A 16,169-nucleotide genomic window follows, 5' to 3' on the forward strand; every position below is an offset into this window, starting at 1 on the left:
TCCCTCCGCGGCGGTGCGGCTCCGGCGCGCGGGTGGGGGGAAGAGCGATTCCGCCCCACCCTAACCGCGGCCCTGCCCGATCTCCTAGACCCGGGTCAACCCCGGACGGGGTGCACGCCGCCTGCGGAACCGTCGATTTTGCATCCTGCGCCGCGGCCCCCTATGCTTGCGTGTCGGTAGTCATGGGGGGTCGGCCGCAGGGTCGCCCCGCGAGTCTCCGGCCCCATCGTTTAGTGGCCTAGGACACCGCCCTTTCACGGCGGCAGCACGGGTTCGAATCCCGTTGGGGTCACGGATGGGTCGGTACTACCAGCACCACCAGAAGTACCAGCACCACCGGAAAGTGCGCCGGCTCGAGAGGGTCGGGGCGTGAAAATAGAACAGCCTCGAAGGCAGTATGCTTGTCTTCGCAACGAGGCCCTGTAGCGCAGTTGGTTAGCGTGCCGCCCTGTCACGGCGGAGGTCGCGGGTTCAAGTCCCGTCAGGGTCGCAAAGAGGCCCTTCCGAGAGGAAGGGCCTTTTTCAGGAGATCACCTCTCCAGCGACATCACGTCGCAACGGCTCTGTAGCTCAGTTGGTAGAGCGCACGACTGAAAATCGTGAGGTCACGGGATCGACGCCCGTCGGAGCCACTGGAACCCTCGCCTAGCTTCTACATGGCGGGGGTTTCTTCGTACCCGGAGGTCCCCGCCGCCGCGATCCGCTACGTGCGCCCGTCCTGCCGATCCGGACCGCGCCGAGCAGTGACAGCAGCCCGGATCCCGTCCAGGCGGTCTGCGTAGGCTGGCCCGGCCATGCAACCCGACGCCTTCCCGCCGCCCGATCCCGCGACGCTCGCGCCCGACTCCGCTGCGACGACGTCCTGGCCGGCCGAGCCCCTCCCCTCGGTCCACGCGCCCTACTCCTCCCTCCTCTACCTGCCCGATCCTCGGGTCCGCTGGGGCCTGCCGACCGCCGTGCTCACGATCGTCGGGATCGTCCTGCCGCTGGCCGTGCTCATCCTGCTGTTCGGGTTCGGAGTGCTCCCCTACTCCGCTGGACTCGCCTTCGCGGGGGCGCTCGCGAGCTACCTCGTCGCGCTGATCGTCCCGTTCGCGGCGTCTCGGCTGCGCGGGCTGGGCACGATGGCGGCCGACTTCGGGCTGCGGTTCCGCTGGATCGACGTGCCCATCGGGATCGGGCTCGGCATCGCGGTGCGCGTCGTGATCCTGTTCGTGCTCGCCGCGTTCGCTCCGCTCCTCCAGGACGCGCAGGGGAACCTCGACATCGACCCCGATCCGCTGTGGTTCGTGCTGAGCTCGGTCCTCATCCCCGTCGTCGTCGCGCCGCTGGTCGAGGAGGTCCTCTGCCGCGGCGTCGTGATGCGCGCGGTGCGGAACCGGATGCTCCGGGGCTCCGCGGAGTCGGCGCCGCCCACCCGCGGCCGCCGCGTCTGGGCGATGGTGTTCAGCATCCTGGCGTCCACGGCGGTCTTCGCCCTGCTGCACGGGCACCAGATGGTGAACCCGGCGACGATCGTGACGCTCGGCGTGACGACGGTCACCGCGGGACTCGCGCACGGCTGGATCGCGACGATCACCGGGCGGCTCGGAGCGGCGATCGTCTCGCACGCGACGCTGAACGGCTCCGCGGTGCTGCTGCTGGCGCTGCTGCCGCTGCTGACTCCGTAGGGGGGATCTCGAGACGCCCGCTGCGCGGGCTGCTCGATCGGCAGGAGTCGGGGCGGCCCGATCGGGGGCGTGGGGTGGCGCGTCAGACGTCGTAGGTGCGCGCCCCGGGCAGCGGGCCGTGGACCTGGCGGTGGAGGCGCTCCATGTCGGCGTCGAGGGTGGCGGCGGTGCGGGCCGCGTCGGCGAGGCCGTCGAGGAGCTCCTGCGGGACCTGGCGGTCGTACTTGTAGTAGATCTTGTGCTCCAGGCTCGCCCAGAAGTCCATCGCGATGGTCCGGAACTGCACCTCGACGCAGACGTCGACCGATCCGCCGGAGAGGAACACGGGCACCTCGACGATCGCGTGCAGGCTCTTGTAGCCGTTCTCCTTCGGCTCGGCGATGTAGTCCTTCACCTCGAGCACCGTCACGTCGGACTGCGAGGTGAGCAGGTCGAAGACGCGGTAGACGTCCGAGACGAAGCTGCAGGTGATCCGCACGCCGGCGATGTCGGTGATCGCGTCGGCGATGCCCTCGAAGGTCGTCTCGCAGCCCTTGCGCTCGATCTTCTCGATCAGGCTGTCGGCCGACTTGAGCCGGCTCGTGACGTGCTCGATCGGGTTGTACTCCTGCAGCTCGCGGAACTCCTCCTGCAGGATCGACACCTTCGTGACGATCTCGTCCATCCCGAACTTGTACTGGAGCATGAAGCGCGCGAAGTCGTCGCGCAGGGCGCGGATCTCGGCGACGGTGGTGGCGTCGAGCGCTTCGGCGACGGCATCCGTCAGCGGAGGGACGGCGTGCGCGGGTTCGGGGATGCGGGATTCCACAGTCGGACACCCTACGCGCGGAGTCGTTCGAGACCGGTGGGAGGCGCCCGGCCTAGCCTGGGAGCGTGATCACCGAGCCCCGCCCGCTGCGCTTCTGCGCGTTCGTCATGAACACCGCCTCCCACATCCAGCACGGCCTCTGGCGCCACCCCGACGCCAGGCAGCACGAGTTCGACGACGTGCAGCTCTGGATCGACCTCGCCCGGACGCTGGAGCGCGGCCGCTTCGACGCGATGTTCTTCGCCGACGTGGCGGGGCTCTACGGTCCGGCGGACGGCGACTGGGACGTCAACGCCCGCGAGGGGCTGCAGCTGCCCAGCAACGACCCGTCCGTGCTGCTCTCGGCCCTGGCGGTGAGCACCGAGCACCTCGGCTTCGCGTTCACGAGCTCGGTGCTGCAGTCGCATCCGTTCGACTTCGCCCGGAAGGTCTCGACCCTCGACCACCTCTCGAAGGGGCGGATCGCCTGGAACATCGTCACCAGCGCCCTCGACGGCGCGGCCCGCAACTTCGGCTACGACCGGCTCGAGGAGCACGACGAGCGCTACGCCTGGGCGCAGGAGTACCTCGACGTGGTCTACAAGCTGTGGGAGGGCTCGTGGGACGACGGCGCGCTCCTGCGCGACAAGAGCGGCTCCTTCGCCGACCCGGCGCGCATCCACCGCATCGACCACGTCGGGAAGCGCTACCGCGTGCAGGGGCCGCACCTCTCGGCTCCGTCGCCCCAGCGCACGCCCGTGCTCTTCCAGGCCGGCTCCTCCCCCGCGGGCCGGCGCTTCGCCGCGCGGAACGCGGAGGCGCAGTTCGTGTTCTCGGGGTCGCCGGAGAAGACCCGCGAGCTGATCGAGGACACGCGGGCCCTCGCCGCGGCGGCCGGTCGCGGAGCGGGTGCGCCCTCCTTCTACCTGGGGCTCTCCTTCATCACCGGCGACACGGAGGAGGAGGCGCGCCGCGCTGAGCGCGAGATCGACGAGTACCTCTCCTCGGACGCGTTCCTCGTGCACTCGAACCTCGGCTTCGACCCGGCGACGGGCGAGAAGCTCGACCCCGACCTGCCGCTCTCGGCGATCGAGACCTACGCCGGCCAGAGCCACCTGCAGTGGATCCGCGACGCCTCCCCCGACCGCGAGCCGACCGTCCGTGATCTGGCCCGGCTCTCGGCGAAGCTGCGCGGACGGGTCGTCGGCACTCCGGAGCAGATCGCCGACCACCTGGCGGGCTGGCGCGACGCGGGGATCGACGGGATCAACGTCGTCAACTGGATCCTGCCCGGCAGCTACGAGGAGTTCGTCGACAGGGTGATGCCGGTGCTCCAGGAGCGGGGCCTCGCGCAGACCGAGTACGCCGAGGGGACGCTGCGACGCAAGCTGTTCGGGACGGACGAGCTGCCGGCGACGCACCCGGCGCGGGCGTACCGCGGGGCGTTCGCGGGCTGAGCCCCTGCGGGCAGGGCTCTGCGCGTCCGCTGCCCCTGCACGGGCCGCTCGCCTCGCCCCGCGCACTCCGTCGGGCGGGGGACGCGAGGGCGGGTGCGGCTCCGTAGCGTCGAGGGATGATCCAGACCTGGGGAGTCCTGACCGCGCTGTACGGAGTCGTCGTGACGGCGGTCGCGGTGCTCGCGATCGTCCTGCTGGTGCTGCTGTGCCGCCTGGTGCTCGCCGCGCGCGAGAACCTGCAGGCCTCGACGCGGCTGCGCGAGCTGCAGATCGAGCGGATGCTGCTCGAGGACGAGTAGCGGACGCGCGTCGCCGGCCGCGACCAGGTCTCCTCGGCGAGGAGCACTCGCGGCCGACGACGCGCGGGCCGGTCAGGGCAGAGCGGGTCGCGCCTCCGGTCGGGGCGCCCGCGGGATGAGCAGGCCGAGGGCGACGGCGACCAGCGCTCCGATCGCGCCGATCACGAACGTGGTCTCGAAGCCCTGCGAGCTCGGCAGCTGCACGTCGCCGACCGACACGGTCAGCTGCGCGAGCACGCCCGCGGTCACGGCGGAGGAGAGCGTCGTGCCGAGGGTGCGCATCAGCGAGTTCAGCCCGTTCGCGGCGGCGGTCTCGGAGGCGGGGACGGCGTGCATGATGAGCGTCGGCATCGCGGCGTAGGCGAGGCCCAGGCCGACGCCGATGAGGGCGTTGATCACCAGGATCTGCCACACCTCGCCGCCGAACGGGAGGATCAGCAGGTACGAGACCGCGATCAGCCCGGAGCCGGCGATCAGCACGAGCCGCGGCCCGGACTGCGCCGAGAGGCGGGCGGCGAGCGGGGACGTCGCCATCATCGCCAGGCCCGAGGGCGCGAGCACGAGGCTCGCCACGATCAGGCTCAGGCCGAAGCCGACGCCCGACGCGGCGGGCAGCTCGAGGCGCTGCGGCAGGGTGATCTGGGCGCCGAAGAACGCGAAGCCGACCGCCACCGAGGCGAGGTTGGTGAAGAGCACGGCGGGGCGGGCGGCCACCCGGAGGTCGACGAGCGGGCTCTCCTGCCGCAGCTCGTACCAGCCCCAGAGGAGCAGGACGGCGATGCCGCCGAGGCCGGAGCCCAGGATCGCGGGGCTCGTCCAGCCGGAGTCGTTGCCGCGCGAGACGGCGATCAGCACGCCGCTCAGTCCGAGGGCGAGGCCGATCGTGCCGACCACGTCGAAGGTGCCGGGCGAGCGCAGCGTCGACACCGGTACGACCAGGAGGACGAGGACGATGTCGAGGACGCCGAGGCCCGCGGACATCCAGAACAGGACGTGCCAGTCGGTGTTCTGCGCGATGAGGGCGCTGAGCGGCAGGCCGAGCGCGCCGCCGATGCCGAGGGTCGCGCTGACCAGGGCGATCGCACCGGGGAGCCGGTCGCGGTGGAGGGTGTCGCGGAGGATCGAGATGCCGAGCGGGATGACGCCCATCACCGCGCCCTGGAGGGCCCGGCCCACGACCAGCGTCCACACGTCCCCCGCGAAGGCGCACACGATCGAGCCGATCACGAGCACGACCAGCGCGGCCACGGCCATCCGCCGCTTGCCGTAGAGGTCGCCGAGGCGGCCGGAGACCGGGGTGAGGATGCAGGCGCTCAGCAGCGTCGCGGTGATCACCCACGCGGTCTCGGTGCGGTCGGCGCCGAGCAGCGTCGGCAGCTCGGACTGGATCGGGACGACCAGCGTCTGCATGAAGGAGGCGCTCATGCCCGCGAAGGCGAGGACGGCGGTGATGAGGCGCGGGTCCGGCGAGCGGGTCAGGGAGCGTCTGTCGGAGTCGGGCACGGCGGTCCTTCGTGTCGGCGGCGGACGCGCACCCGGACCGCGGCGGCGGGCGGGCCGTCGTCGGCGGGATCGTATCGCTCGGCTCTGCTTTCGACCGGCTCGGGGCTCAACAGCGCGGGCCGCCACTTTGTTCCCTCCTCCTCCTTCCCGCGCGCGTCGGGCAGGACGAGGATGGGCGGATGATCGACATCGAGAGCTGGATCACCGGCTACGAGAAGGCCTGGGCCACGGACGACGCGGCAGACGTGGCCGCACTGTTCACCGAGGACGCCGAGTACTTCACGGCGCCGCACCGCGACGCGATCACTCCGCGCGACGCGATCGTCGAGTGGTGGCTGGCGGAGGAGGAGCCCGCCGACCCGACGTTCGCGTGGGGCCTGGTCGCACTGACGGAGGAGACCGCGGTGGTGGAGGGGCGCACCGTCTACCCGGGCGACCGCACCTACCTGAACCTCTGGGTCATCCGCTTCGCCCCCGACGGGCGGGCGCGCTCGTTCACCGAGTGGTACATGGAGGAGCCGGCCGACTCCGTGTCCTGACCCGCGCGGGTCCCTAGGAGCGGCGAGGAGCCCTCAGCGGCGCCCGGTCAGAGCTGCGCGGCCGCGAAGGTGTCGCAGCTGGTGGCGTCGCCCTCGAAGCCGGCCTGGAACCAGCGCTGCCGCTGCTCGGCCGAGCCGTGCGTCCATCCCTCCGGATCGACGGTGCCGGTGGCCTGCTCCTGGATGCGGTCGTCGCCGACGGCGGCCGCGGCGCCGAGCGCGTCCTGGTACTCCTGCGCCGTCACCGGCTTGAGGTAGGGCGTGCCGGTCTCGTCGGGCACCGTCGAGGCGTCGCCCACCCAGGCTCCGGCGAAGCAGTCGGCCTGCAGCTCGAGGCGCACCGAGTCCGACTCGGGGCCGGTGCCGGAGCGGTCCGCCGACTCCATCGCGCCGGTCAGGTTCTGGATGTGGTGGCCCCACTCGTGGGCGAGGATGTACATCTGCGCGAGCGATCCGCCCGAGGTGTCGAACCGGGTGCGCAGCTCGTCGAAGAAGTCGGTGTCGAGGTAGATCGTCCGGTCCGGCGGGCAGTAGAACGGGCCGACCGCGGCGGTCGCGCTCCCGCAGCCGGTGGTGGTGCTGTCCTCGAACAGGTCGACGCCGGTCGGGGTCGTGTAGGCGACTCCGAGGGTTGGCGTCTGCTCGCCCCAGTAGCGGTCGAGCGACTCGGCCGCACCCTCGAGGCGGCAGTCGACCTGCGTGTTCGCGTCGGCGCCGCTGTCGCAGGCCACCGCGGTGGAGGTGACGCCCTCCGGCGAGGACCCGCCTCCGCCGAACACCCCGCCGAGGCCCGAGAGGTTCACGCCGAGCAGCTGCGAGAGCAGCGCGAGCACGACCACGCCCACCGCGCCCCCGCCGACGGCGATGCCGGTGGTGCGGCCGCGGCGGCGGACCTTGCCGCCGCTGAGCTGGGAGTCGTCGTTGAAGGTCATGCCGACGAAGCTAGCGCTCCGCGGACGGGCTCCGCTCGGGCTTGCGGTCAGCCCCAGCGCGACTCGCTGGCCGAGCGGATGATCTCGAGCAGTGCCTCGCGCAGGGGGCCGTGCTCGAGCGAGCCCGGGAACATGTCGACCTCGAGGCGGTGCGCCCGGCGCCAGGCCTCGCCGCCCGCGTCGGTGAGCGCGACGAGCTGCCGGCGGCGGTCCGACGGATCCGTGGTGCGCGAGACGTGGCCCTCGCGCTCGAGGCGCTCGATGGTGCGCGACATGGTCTGCACCTCGACGTGGGCCGCGGCGGCCAGCTCCTTCTGCGCGACGGGACCCGCCTGCAGGAGGTGCAGCACGATCAGGCCGGCGTGGGTGAGGCCGATCTCGGCGAGGGCGCCGTGCCAGGCGTGCTCGACCATCCGGGAGGCGGTGGAGAGCAGCCGGCCGGTGGGCCAGTCCTCCATACCGGAGGCGTCGTCCGCGCGCATCTGATCAGGGTAGACCCGCTCCCGGGACACGACGGCACCGGGCGCGGGACGCTCAGGCACGGGCGCCCGGGCATCCCGGCCGCGAGGCGCGGACCGCCCCGCCCGTCAGGACGCGAAGCGGTCCGTCGCCTCGATCAGCGCGTCGAGGATCCCCGGCTCATCGAAGGCGTGGCCCGCGTCGGCGATCATCCGGAAGTCGGCCTCGGGCCAGGCCCGGTGCAGGTCCCAGGCGGTGAAGGCCGGGGTGCACATGTCATAGCGGCCCTGCACGATGACGGCCGGGATGTCGCGGAGGACGCCGGCGTCGCGGATCAGCTGCCCCTCCTCCAGCCAGCCCCTGTGCACGAAGAAGTGGTTCTCGATGCGGGCGAAGGCGAGCGCGAAGACGGGATCGGACCAGTCCGCGATCAGCTCCGGCTTCTGCAGGAGGGTGATGGTCGACGCCTCCCAGGTGGTCCAGGCGACACCGGCGGGGCCGTGCACGGCGGGGTCCGCGTCGTGGAGCAGGCGGTAGTACGCCTCGATGAGGCTGCCCCGCTCGCCGGCCGGGACGACGGAGGTGTAGCCCTCCCAGAGGTCCGGGTAGACCGCGGCGGCGCCGCCCTCGTAGAACCACTCGAGCTCGGCGCGGCGGAGGGTGAAGATCCCGCGGAGGACGATCTCGCTGACCCGCTCGGGGTGGGTCTCGGCGTAGGCGAGGGCGAGGGTCGAGCCCCAGGAGCCGCCGAGCACGAGCCAGCGCTCGACGCCGAGGTGCTCGCGGAGGCGCTCGATGTCGGCGACCAGGTACCAGGTGGTGTTGGTCGAGAGGTCGGCCTCCGGCTCGCCGGCGTGCGGGGTGGAGCGGCCGCACATCCGCTGGTCGAACAGCACGATGCGGTACTTCTCGGGGTCGAACAGCCGGCGGTGGGCGGGCGAGGTGCCGGCTCCGGGGCCGCCGTGCAGGAACACGACGGGCTTGCCCTCGGGGTTGCCCGAGACCTCCCAATAGAGCGAGTGGCCGTCGCCGACGTCGAGCATGCCGGAGTCGTGGGGCTCGATCTCGGGGTACAGAGTGCGCATGGCCCGCACCCTACCGACTGTCAGGGTCGCGGTCCGCGAGGCGGGCGGTCCGTTACCGGAGAGGGCGGGAGCGCCCGCGTCCACCCGGCGCACCCGCCTCCCGCGGTCGTTACTGTGGAGCGGACCTGCACGCCCCCGTCGAAGGAGCCCCCATGCCCACCACTGTGCGCGGCGTCATCGCCCGGTCGAAGGGCGCTCCCGTGGAGCTCGTCGACATCGTCGTCCCCGATCCGGGCCCGGGCGAGGCCGTGGTCGACATCGAGACCTGCGGTGTCTGCCACACCGACTTCCACTACCGCGAGGGCGGGATCAGCGACGACTTCCCCTTCCTCCTCGGTCACGAGGCGGCCGGGCGGGTCAGCGCGATCGGAGAGGGAGTCACCCACGTCGCGGTCGGCGACTTCGTGGTCCTCAACTGGCGCGCGGTCTGCGGCGAGTGCCGGGCCTGCACCCGGGCCGAGCCCTGGTACTGCTTCGACACCTTCAACGCGACGCAGCGGATGACCCTGGAGGACGGCACCGAGCTCAGCCCCGCCCTCGGGATCGGCGCCTTCGCCGAGAAGACCCTCGTGCACGCCAAGCAGTGCACGAAGGTCGATCCGGAGGCGGACCCCGCCGCGGTGGGCCTGCTCGGCTGCGGGATCATGGCGGGCCTCGGCGCGGCGATGAACACCGGGAACGTGACGCGCGGCGACTCCGTCGCGGTCATCGGCTGCGGAGGAGTCGGCACGGCCGCCGTGGTCGGCGCCGCTCTCGCGGGCGCCGGCACGGTCATCGCGATCGACCGGGACCCCAAGAAGCTGGTCGCGGCCGAGAAGCTCGGCGCCACGCACGTCATCGACTCCAGCGGCCTCGACGAGGCGGGCGTCGTCGCGGCGGTGCAGGCTCTGACGAACGGCTTCGGAGCGGACGTCGTCATCGACGCCGTGGGCCGCCCCGAGACCTGGCGCCAGGCGTTCTACGCCCGCGACCTCGCCGGGACCGTGGTGCTGGTCGGGGTGCCGACTCCCGAGATGACGCTCGAGATCCCCCTGCTCGACGTCTTCGGCCGCGGCGGCTCGCTGAAGTCGAGCTGGTACGGCGACTGCCTGCCGGAGAGGGACTTCCCGATGCTGACCGGCCTCTACCTCCAGGGCCGACTTCCCCTGGACGAGTTCGTGAGCGAGCGGATCGGGATCGAGGACATCGAGGAGGCCTTCGCCACGATGGCCGGCGGCGACGTGCTCCGCTCGGTGGTGGTGCTCTGATGGGCGCGCGGATCGAGCAGCTCGTCACGAGCGGCACCTTCAGCCTCGACGGCGGCACCTGGGACGTCGACAACAACGTCTGGATCGTCGGCGACGACTCCGAGTGCGTCGTCATCGACGCGGCCCACGACGCGGACGCGATCCTCGCGGCCGTCGGCGAGCGCCGGCTCCTCGCCGTACTGCTGACCCACGGGCACGACGACCACCTCGACGCGGTCGAGGGAGTCCGCGCTGCGACCGGCGCTCCGGTGCTGCTCCACGAGGCCGACCGGATGCTGTGGGACGCCGTGCACCCCGGCACGGCCCCGAGCGGCGGTCTGGTCGACGGGCGGATCGTGCCCGTCGCCGGCGTCGAGCTCGAGGTGCGGCACACCCCGGGCCACACCCCCGGCGCCGTCTGCTTCGTCGCCGAGGCGCTCGGCACGGTGTTCACCGGCGACACCCTCTTCCAGGGCGGGCCGGGGGCCACCGGCCGCTCGTACAGCGACTTCCCGACGATCATCGACTCGATCACGGAGCGCCTGCTGACGCTGCCCGCCGAGACGGTGGTCCGGACCGGCCACGGCGACTCGACGACGATCGGGGCGGAGGCGCCGCACCGCGAGGAGTGGATCGCGCGCGGGCACTGACCGGGCGGGGCCGGCGCAGAGGCTGCCGGCCCTCCCGCTTCGGCGTTCTGCTCGCTCGGATGTCCGACGGGTGTGGGAGTTACGCAACCGATGGTCGTGCTCCCTTGTTACCGTGAACAATCGCCGGTACCGTGCGAAGACCACACCGCAGGCGGGATCCCCCGTCCGCCCACCGGTTCGCTGCAGAACCCGAGAGGACACGTCGACGATGACGTCACGACCCCCGGGCGGAGGCAGGCCCTCGCGCCTGCTCGCCGCCACCCTCGCCGCATCCGCGACGATCGCCCTCGCCGCCGGCGCCGCCGTGCCGGTCGCCGTCGCCGCGACAGCGGCGACCACTCCCGCGCAGAGCCTGCTCGCGGACTTCACCTTCGACACCGCCCCGAGCGGAGGCGCCTTCACCGACAGGTCGACCCGCGCCGCCGTGAAGGGCACGCCGACCCTCGTCGCCGGCCGCACCGGGCAGGGCAGCGCCGTCTCGCTGTCGTCCTCGTTCTGGCTCGACCTCACTGCGACCGACGGGCAGCCGCTGCTGAAGGGTCGCGACTCCGTCACTCTGTCGTACGACTCCAAGCCCGCCGCCGCGGACAACGTCGGCTGGTCGGTCTTCGCCGCTCGCTCGGCCGCGACCCAGGACTACGCCCAGGAGAAGTACGTCGGCGTCCTCGACAGGACGAACGGCATCACCGTCGAGCGGTACGCCAACAGCGGCGCCCGCGACTCCTCGGGCAACCTCACCGGCCCGAGCAGCACGGAGTGGAAGCACGTCGATCTCGTGCTGAGCGCCGGCACCGCCCGCCTCTACGTCGACGCGAAGCCCGTCGCCGTCACGACGGCCGGCCCCTCGCTCGCGACGGTCCTCGGATCGACCGGCGGAGTCCTGCAGATCGGCAAGGCCAACTGGGGCGGCGGGGAGTACTTCACCGGACTCCTCGACAATCTGCGCGTCTACGACCGCGCCCTGACCGGGGCCGAGCTGGGCGCGACGAGCAGCACCGTGGCGACCGACCTGCGCGCCGCCCTCGACGTCCCCACGACCGTGCTCGGCGACCTGCCCGCGCAGGTCCTCGGGAACACCGTGACGTGGACCGCCTCCGGCGCCGGCGCCGCGCGCGTCTCCTCCACCGGCGCCGTGAACCTCTCGGGCCTCACCGCTCCCGTCGCCGTCCGCCTCCAGGCAGCCGTCGCCGGGCAGACCTTCGCGTGGGACAGCACCCTCGCCGTGCCCGGCGGGCGCATCGCCACCTCCGTCAAGACCGTCACCACGACGAACGGAGTGAAGGACGACCCGCTGGCGTACAACGACGACCGCCGCGCGGACTCGCTCTTCACGGCCGCACTGCCCGCCGGCGCGACCACCTGGGAGCCGCTGAACCGCTCGCAGTCGATCCTCTCCGTCCTCAAGGACGGCGATCAGGCGCAGCGCCCGAACGCCCAGATGGGCTCGCCGCTGCTGTTCCGCTCGAAGGACGGCTCGCTCGGCGCGGTCTCGTCGCAGAACAACGCCACGGACTCCGTCTACCTCTGGAGCTCCGCCGACGGCCGCACGTTCCGCGACCAGCGCGTCCTCCGGGTCGCGCCGGGCTCGGTCGTGACCGACCCGCGGATCGTCTTCGACTCCGCCCTCGGCGTCTACAAGCTGTTCTGGACCGATCTGCTCACCACCGAGGGCCGCGTGACGCTGTTCACGGACCTCGCCTCCGGCACCGCTCCCGGAGCGACCACCCGCGCCGACGCCCGCGTCCCCGGTGTCCAGGGCTCGGGTCTCCCCGCCGGGTTCACCCAGGGCCAGGCCGGCGAGACGGCGCTGACCTCGACCGAGTTCAGCACGTTCTACCGCGAGTACGTCGACCTGAAGAACACCGGTGTGAAGTCGCTCAGCGGCTCCGTCGACTCCGGCGCCGGATCCGCTGCGATCGCCGCAGCGCTCCCGGGGCAGGCCGTGATGGAGTACAACGACGGCTCGACCAAGTCGCTCAACGTCGACTGGCAGGACGATCTGACCACCGCCGTCGACACCTCGCGTCCCGGGACCTACCGGGTCACCGGCTCCGTCCAGCAGGACCCCGAGGCGATGGTCAACGAGGCCCGCGCGGATCCGCACGTCTTCTTCAACGAGGACGACGGCTACTACTACCTCACGGGCTCGCACTACGGTCAGGACTCGCTCGGCCCGATCGAGGAGAGCTCCAGCTACCGCAAGATCGGCCTCAAGCGCTCGAAGACCATCGCCGGTCTCGACTCCGCTCCCGAGCAGATCGTGATCGACCCCGACGCCGGCACGCCCGGTCGCCAGAGCCAGTACCCGAACACCTTCTACGGCTGGGGCGGATACATCTGGGCGCAGGAGTTCCACAAGATCAACGGCACCTGGTGGATCGTCGCCGGCATGAACAAGGGCTACGCGCCTGTGGGCGGCTGGTGCGACAACACCGTCCTGATCCCCTACACCGGGACCGACGCCTCGATCGCCGAGGGCGGATTCCTCGACCAGACGAAGTGGGGCGAGCCGGTCGTCCTCGAGGGCGCGGCCTTCGACGTCAGCTACATCGACCGCCAGGAGAACGGCGCCACCCAGGGCTACTGGGTCCTGCCCAACGGCAACACGCTCTCCCTCGCCAAGGCGACGATGGGGCCCAAGGGCACCGTCCCGCTGGTCACCGGTGCGGTCACCCGCATCTACGGCGAGAGCCAGCCGTGGGAGTCGGGCAAGCGCTCGCCGACCCCGTCCGACACCACCGAGGGCAACGACCAGGGCGTCGTCGAGGCGCCGTTCATCGTGTCCAAGGGAGGACGCATGTACCTCACCTACTCGGGCGGAACGGTCGACAAGTACTACTCGCTCGGCATGCTCACGGCCGACGCGAGTGCCGACCTCCTCAATCCCGCGACGTGGACGCAGACCGCGTTCCCCGTGCTGGACACCGAGGACACCTACCTGGGCCGCCTCGGCGCGGACGAGACGCAGTACTTCTCGCGCCAGCAGGCCGGCACCGGGCACAACTCGTTCGTCGAGGACGAGTCGGGCAACCTGCTCCTCGCCTACCACGCCCGCCCCTACCCGGACCCGCACACGGCGACCGACCCGCAGAACGCGGGCGGCCTGTTCGATTCGGACCGCAACACCTGGTTCAAGGGCGTGAACATCCGCGCGAGCGGCCGGCTCGACCTCTCGCTCTCGAAGGAGCAGGAGGTGGCCTCGGCCAACCGCACCGTCACGGCGACGATCACCGTGAAGGCGCCGGCTGTGCCCGTCACCGCCACTGCAGCGGCTCGCTGCGTCGCGGGCAAGGTGGTGGTCACGCTGACCACTGTCAACAAGGCCGCGTCGACCGCCGACCTCCGCTGGAACACCCTGTGGGGCGCGAAGACGCAGCAGATCGATGCGGGCCGGACCGCCTCGCTGGCCGTGACCACGCGGGCCGCCTCGGTCGCCGCCGGCACCGTCCAGGGGGTCGCCACCGTCGGCAGCGCCTCCGCTCCCGTGAGCGCCGCCTACCCGGCGCTCCGCTGCGGCTGACCTGACCGGGTCCTCCGACCGACGACGCCCGGCCGCCTCTCACCTGAGGGCGGCCGGGCGTCGTCGTTCCGGTCTGCGGTGATGCGCCGGGCGACCGAATCGCGACCCTCGATGATCTCGGCGGTGCAGCCGGCATCGCGGGAGAGGACCCACCGGATGACGCGGCCGCGTCGGACGACCGGACCGTTGCGATCCACGAACGACTCCCCATCGAGGGGAGGTCGTCGGTCGGCGACGTACGGGGTGTCGTGAGTCGGACGGGAAGAGGCGAGCCGGTCTGCCGCTGCTGCACGAACCGGCCCGCCCCTTCGGCATCGTCTCAGTGGACGAGGGCGGCCTCCGCCTCGTCCCAGGCGGGGTTCAGGTCTTCCTTCTTCCCTCGGATGAGGAGGAATCCGGTGAGAGAGGCCGCGACCATGGTCACTGCTGCGGCCAGGAACACGGCCTTGTAGCCGTCGGTGAATGCGGTGAGCTCGGCCGTTCCGGACGCGATGGCGGAGTCCGCGGTGCTCGCGTAGAACACGGTGAACACCGCGAGACCGATCGACCCGCCGATGTGGAAGACGGAGTTGACGACGGCGGAGGCCACTCCGGCGTCCTCGTTCTCGACCCCGAGAAGGGCGAGGTTCTGGACGGGCACGAAGAGCATGGAGAGTCCGATTCCGAGCACGACCAGGGCGGGCAGGACCTGGAGGAAGTAGTTTCCGTCCGGGGTGATGCCGAGGAGCAGGAAGAGCCCTGCTGCCGAGACGAGCGGCCCGACGATCATCAGGGGTCGGGGGCCGAACGTGTTGAGGATCTTCGTGGTGACGGGCGAGAACGCCATGATCGCGACGGTCATGGCGAGGTTCGCGAGTCCTGCCATCAGCGGTCCCATTCCGAGCACGATCTGGAAGTAGAACGCGAGATAGAGGATGGCCCCGATCATCACGGCGCCATTGGCGGCCTGGATCAGGATCGCGCCGCCTCGCACACGACGCAGGATGACGCGCAGGGGCAGCAACGGCTGGTCGACCGTCCGTTCGATGAGCACGAAGACGGTCAGCAGGACGATGCCGAGTGCGAGGAAGGCGACGGTGTCGATCGCGCCCCATCCGTGCTCGGCTCGGGTGAACCCGTAGACGATCGCGCCCAGTCCCAGGGTCACGGTGACGGTTCCCCAGACGTCGTAGCGGTTGTCTCCTTCCGCCTTGCTCTCGCGAAGCACGAGAGCCCCGCCGACGAGGCCGAAGGCGACGAAGATGAGGTTGACGAAGAGGCACCAGCGCCAGTCGGTGAATTCGGTGAGCACGCCGCCCAGGATCAGGCCGATTGCGGCTCCGGATCCGGCGACCGTGCCGAAGACGGCGAAGGCGAGATTGCGCTCCTTGCCGTGGGCGAACGTCACGGTGAGCATGGCGAGTGCGGCGGGGGCGAGCAGTGCCGCGAAGGCGCCCTGGACGCCGCGAGCGATGACGAGTTCCATGCCGCTCTGCGACAGTCCGGCCCAGAGCGAGGCCGCTCCGAAGCCGATCATTCCGACCATGAAGGTGCGCTTGCGGCCCCAGTAATCGGCGATCCGACCGCCCAGAAGGAGAAGTGCTCCGAAAGCGAGGGCGTAGGCGGTGACGACCCACTGGCGCAGGCTGTCGCTCATCCCGAGATCCAGTTGGGCCTGAGGCAGGGCGATGGTGACGATCATCGTGTCGAGGACGACGACGAGCTGGGTCATGGCGAGAACGGCGAGCGCCCACCAGCGGGCGTTCGGCTTGTCCGCGATTCTGGACATGAAGAAACCTCCAGGCTTCTGAGGAATGAAGTCGCTGGAGGTTTTCAGCCTCGGATCCCGCACCGGCAGTGCATCTGACCGCCCGCAGCTCCGAAGCTGGGCAGGCCGTTACCGTACCACAACTGTACAATCATGAATGTACAGTTGCTTCCTGATTCGTCGACCGTGACAGCCGTCCCTCCGGCTGCAGTCCGTCGTCAGGACGGCTCGACACCGAGGGGGTCGAGCCTCACCTTCCGACGTCGGCAGGAGAGGATGGCAGACTGGCGGCCGA

The 16,169-nt window shown here is 71.2% G+C and carries 13 protein-coding genes and 3 tRNA genes; 10 read left to right on the forward strand and 6 right to left on the reverse strand.

The annotated features are described in order from the left end of the window. Positions 1–219: 219 nt before the first annotated feature. The 4 genes from C5C46_RS06070 to C5C46_RS06085 all read left to right on the forward strand — a co-directional run bounded on the left by C5C46_RS06070 (position 220) and on the right by C5C46_RS06085 (position 1,670). Positions 220–292, forward strand: a tRNA-Glu gene (locus C5C46_RS06070). 124 nt (positions 293–416) lie between these two features. Then, a tRNA-Asp gene (locus C5C46_RS06075) sits at positions 417–490 on the forward strand. A gap of 69 nt (positions 491–559) precedes the next feature. Beyond that, positions 560–632 (forward strand) — tRNA-Phe (locus C5C46_RS06080). A gap of 162 nt (positions 633–794) precedes the next feature. Further along, entirely contained in the window at positions 795–1,670 is an 876-nt protein-coding gene (locus C5C46_RS06085) for a CPBP family intramembrane glutamic endopeptidase (RefSeq protein WP_104224403.1), read from the forward strand. An 82-nt stretch (positions 1,671–1,752) separates the two neighbouring features. Here C5C46_RS06085 and C5C46_RS06090 read toward each other — a convergent pair whose 3' ends face one another. Further along, the gene (locus C5C46_RS06090; RefSeq protein ID WP_104226077.1) at positions 1,753–2,355 is read right to left on the reverse strand and encodes a GTP pyrophosphokinase family protein; all 603 of its coding nucleotides are present in this window, start codon (positions 2,353–2,355) and stop codon (positions 1,753–1,755) included. A gap of 230 nt (positions 2,356–2,585) precedes the next feature. On the opposite strand from C5C46_RS06090, the gene C5C46_RS06095 reads away from it, so the two are divergent. Beyond that, positions 2,586–3,914 (forward strand): NtaA/DmoA family FMN-dependent monooxygenase, encoded by a 1,329-nt coding sequence (locus C5C46_RS06095; protein WP_374953130.1) that lies wholly within the window; start codon positions 2,586–2,588, stop codon positions 3,912–3,914. Between the two features lie 116 nt (positions 3,915–4,030). Next, positions 4,031–4,213 carry a hypothetical protein gene (locus C5C46_RS06100; RefSeq protein WP_104224402.1) on the forward strand — a complete coding sequence of 61 codons (183 nt, stop codon included), beginning with the start codon at positions 4,031–4,033 and terminating at the stop codon, positions 4,211–4,213. A gap of 72 nt (positions 4,214–4,285) precedes the next feature. Here the strand turns inward: C5C46_RS06100 and C5C46_RS06105 are convergent, their stop codons facing one another. Continuing rightward, positions 4,286–5,716: an MFS transporter gene (locus C5C46_RS06105; RefSeq protein WP_244230520.1), complete on the reverse strand. Its 1,431-nt coding sequence runs from the start codon at positions 5,714–5,716 to the stop codon at positions 4,286–4,288. Positions 5,717–5,895: 179 nt separating this feature from the next. Between C5C46_RS06105 and C5C46_RS06110 the strand changes: the two genes are divergently transcribed. Continuing rightward, complete coding sequence (locus C5C46_RS06110) at positions 5,896–6,255, forward strand: nuclear transport factor 2 family protein (protein ID WP_104224401.1); 360 nt, start codon at positions 5,896–5,898, stop codon at positions 6,253–6,255. A gap of 47 nt (positions 6,256–6,302) precedes the next feature. Here the strand turns inward: C5C46_RS06110 and C5C46_RS06115 are convergent, their stop codons facing one another. The 3 genes from C5C46_RS06115 to pip form a co-directional block, all read right to left on the reverse strand. Continuing rightward, positions 6,303–7,187, reverse strand: coding sequence for a neutral zinc metallopeptidase (locus C5C46_RS06115; RefSeq protein ID WP_104226019.1), 885 nt, complete (start codon positions 7,185–7,187; stop codon positions 6,303–6,305). A 47-nt stretch (positions 7,188–7,234) separates the two neighbouring features. Next, positions 7,235–7,669 (reverse strand): MarR family winged helix-turn-helix transcriptional regulator, encoded by a 435-nt coding sequence (locus C5C46_RS06120; protein WP_104224399.1) that lies wholly within the window; start codon positions 7,667–7,669, stop codon positions 7,235–7,237. A 105-nt stretch (positions 7,670–7,774) separates the two neighbouring features. Next, positions 7,775–8,731, reverse strand: coding sequence for a prolyl aminopeptidase (pip, locus tag C5C46_RS06125; RefSeq protein WP_104226020.1), 957 nt, complete (start codon positions 8,729–8,731; stop codon positions 7,775–7,777). A 152-nt stretch (positions 8,732–8,883) separates the two neighbouring features. On the opposite strand from pip, the gene C5C46_RS06130 reads away from it, so the two are divergent. The 3 genes from C5C46_RS06130 to C5C46_RS06140 all read left to right on the forward strand — a co-directional run bounded on the left by C5C46_RS06130 (position 8,884) and on the right by C5C46_RS06140 (position 14,127). Continuing rightward, the gene (locus C5C46_RS06130; RefSeq protein WP_104226021.1) at positions 8,884–9,978 is read left to right on the forward strand and encodes an S-(hydroxymethyl)mycothiol dehydrogenase; all 1,095 of its coding nucleotides are present in this window, start codon (positions 8,884–8,886) and stop codon (positions 9,976–9,978) included. After that, positions 9,978–10,607: an MBL fold metallo-hydrolase gene (locus C5C46_RS06135; RefSeq protein ID WP_104226022.1), complete on the forward strand. Its 630-nt coding sequence runs from the start codon at positions 9,978–9,980 to the stop codon at positions 10,605–10,607. The genes C5C46_RS06130 and C5C46_RS06135 overlap by 1 nt, the downstream gene beginning before the upstream one ends. A 208-nt stretch (positions 10,608–10,815) precedes the next feature. Beyond that, the gene (locus C5C46_RS06140) at positions 10,816–14,127 is read left to right on the forward strand and encodes a family 43 glycosylhydrolase (protein ID WP_104226023.1); all 3,312 of its coding nucleotides are present in this window, start codon (positions 10,816–10,818) and stop codon (positions 14,125–14,127) included. A 319-nt stretch (positions 14,128–14,446) separates the two neighbouring features. Here C5C46_RS06140 and C5C46_RS06145 read toward each other — a convergent pair whose 3' ends face one another. Continuing rightward, positions 14,447–15,895: an MFS transporter gene (locus tag C5C46_RS06145; protein ID WP_104226024.1), complete on the reverse strand. Its 1,449-nt coding sequence runs from the start codon at positions 15,893–15,895 to the stop codon at positions 14,447–14,449. Positions 15,896–16,169 lie beyond the last annotated feature (274 nt).

Source organism: Rathayibacter sp. AY1E6 (assembly GCF_002931115.1).
Lineage (GTDB): Bacteria > Actinomycetota > Actinomycetes > Actinomycetales > Microbacteriaceae > Rathayibacter.

Coding starts and splice junctions, on each gene's coding strand:
- C5C46_RS06130 (WP_104226021.1), top strand. CDS start 8,884: ATGCCCACCACTGTGCGCGGCGTCATCGCCCGGTCGAAGGGCGCTCCC.
- pip (WP_104226020.1), bottom strand. CDS start 8,731: ATGCGCACTCTGTACCCCGAGATCGAGCCCCACGACTCCGGCATGCTC.
- C5C46_RS06115 (WP_104226019.1), bottom strand. CDS start 7,187: ATGACCTTCAACGACGACTCCCAGCTCAGCGGCGGCAAGGTCCGCCGC.
- C5C46_RS06090 (WP_104226077.1), bottom strand. CDS start 2,355: ATGCTCCAGTACAAGTTCGGGATGGACGAGATCGTCACGAAGGTGTCG.
- C5C46_RS06135 (WP_104226022.1), top strand. CDS start 9,978: ATGGGCGCGCGGATCGAGCAGCTCGTCACGAGCGGCACCTTCAGCCTC.
- C5C46_RS06100 (WP_104224402.1), top strand. CDS start 4,031: ATGATCCAGACCTGGGGAGTCCTGACCGCGCTGTACGGAGTCGTCGTG.
- C5C46_RS06145 (WP_104226024.1), bottom strand. CDS start 15,895: ATGTCCAGAATCGCGGACAAGCCGAACGCCCGCTGGTGGGCGCTCGCC.
- C5C46_RS06140 (WP_104226023.1), top strand. CDS start 10,816: ATGACGTCACGACCCCCGGGCGGAGGCAGGCCCTCGCGCCTGCTCGCC.
- C5C46_RS06110 (WP_104224401.1), top strand. CDS start 5,896: ATGATCGACATCGAGAGCTGGATCACCGGCTACGAGAAGGCCTGGGCC.
- C5C46_RS06095 (WP_374953130.1), top strand. CDS start 2,586: ATGAACACCGCCTCCCACATCCAGCACGGCCTCTGGCGCCACCCCGAC.
- C5C46_RS06120 (WP_104224399.1), bottom strand. CDS start 7,669: ATGCGCGCGGACGACGCCTCCGGTATGGAGGACTGGCCCACCGGCCGG.
- C5C46_RS06085 (WP_104224403.1), top strand. CDS start 795: ATGCAACCCGACGCCTTCCCGCCGCCCGATCCCGCGACGCTCGCGCCC.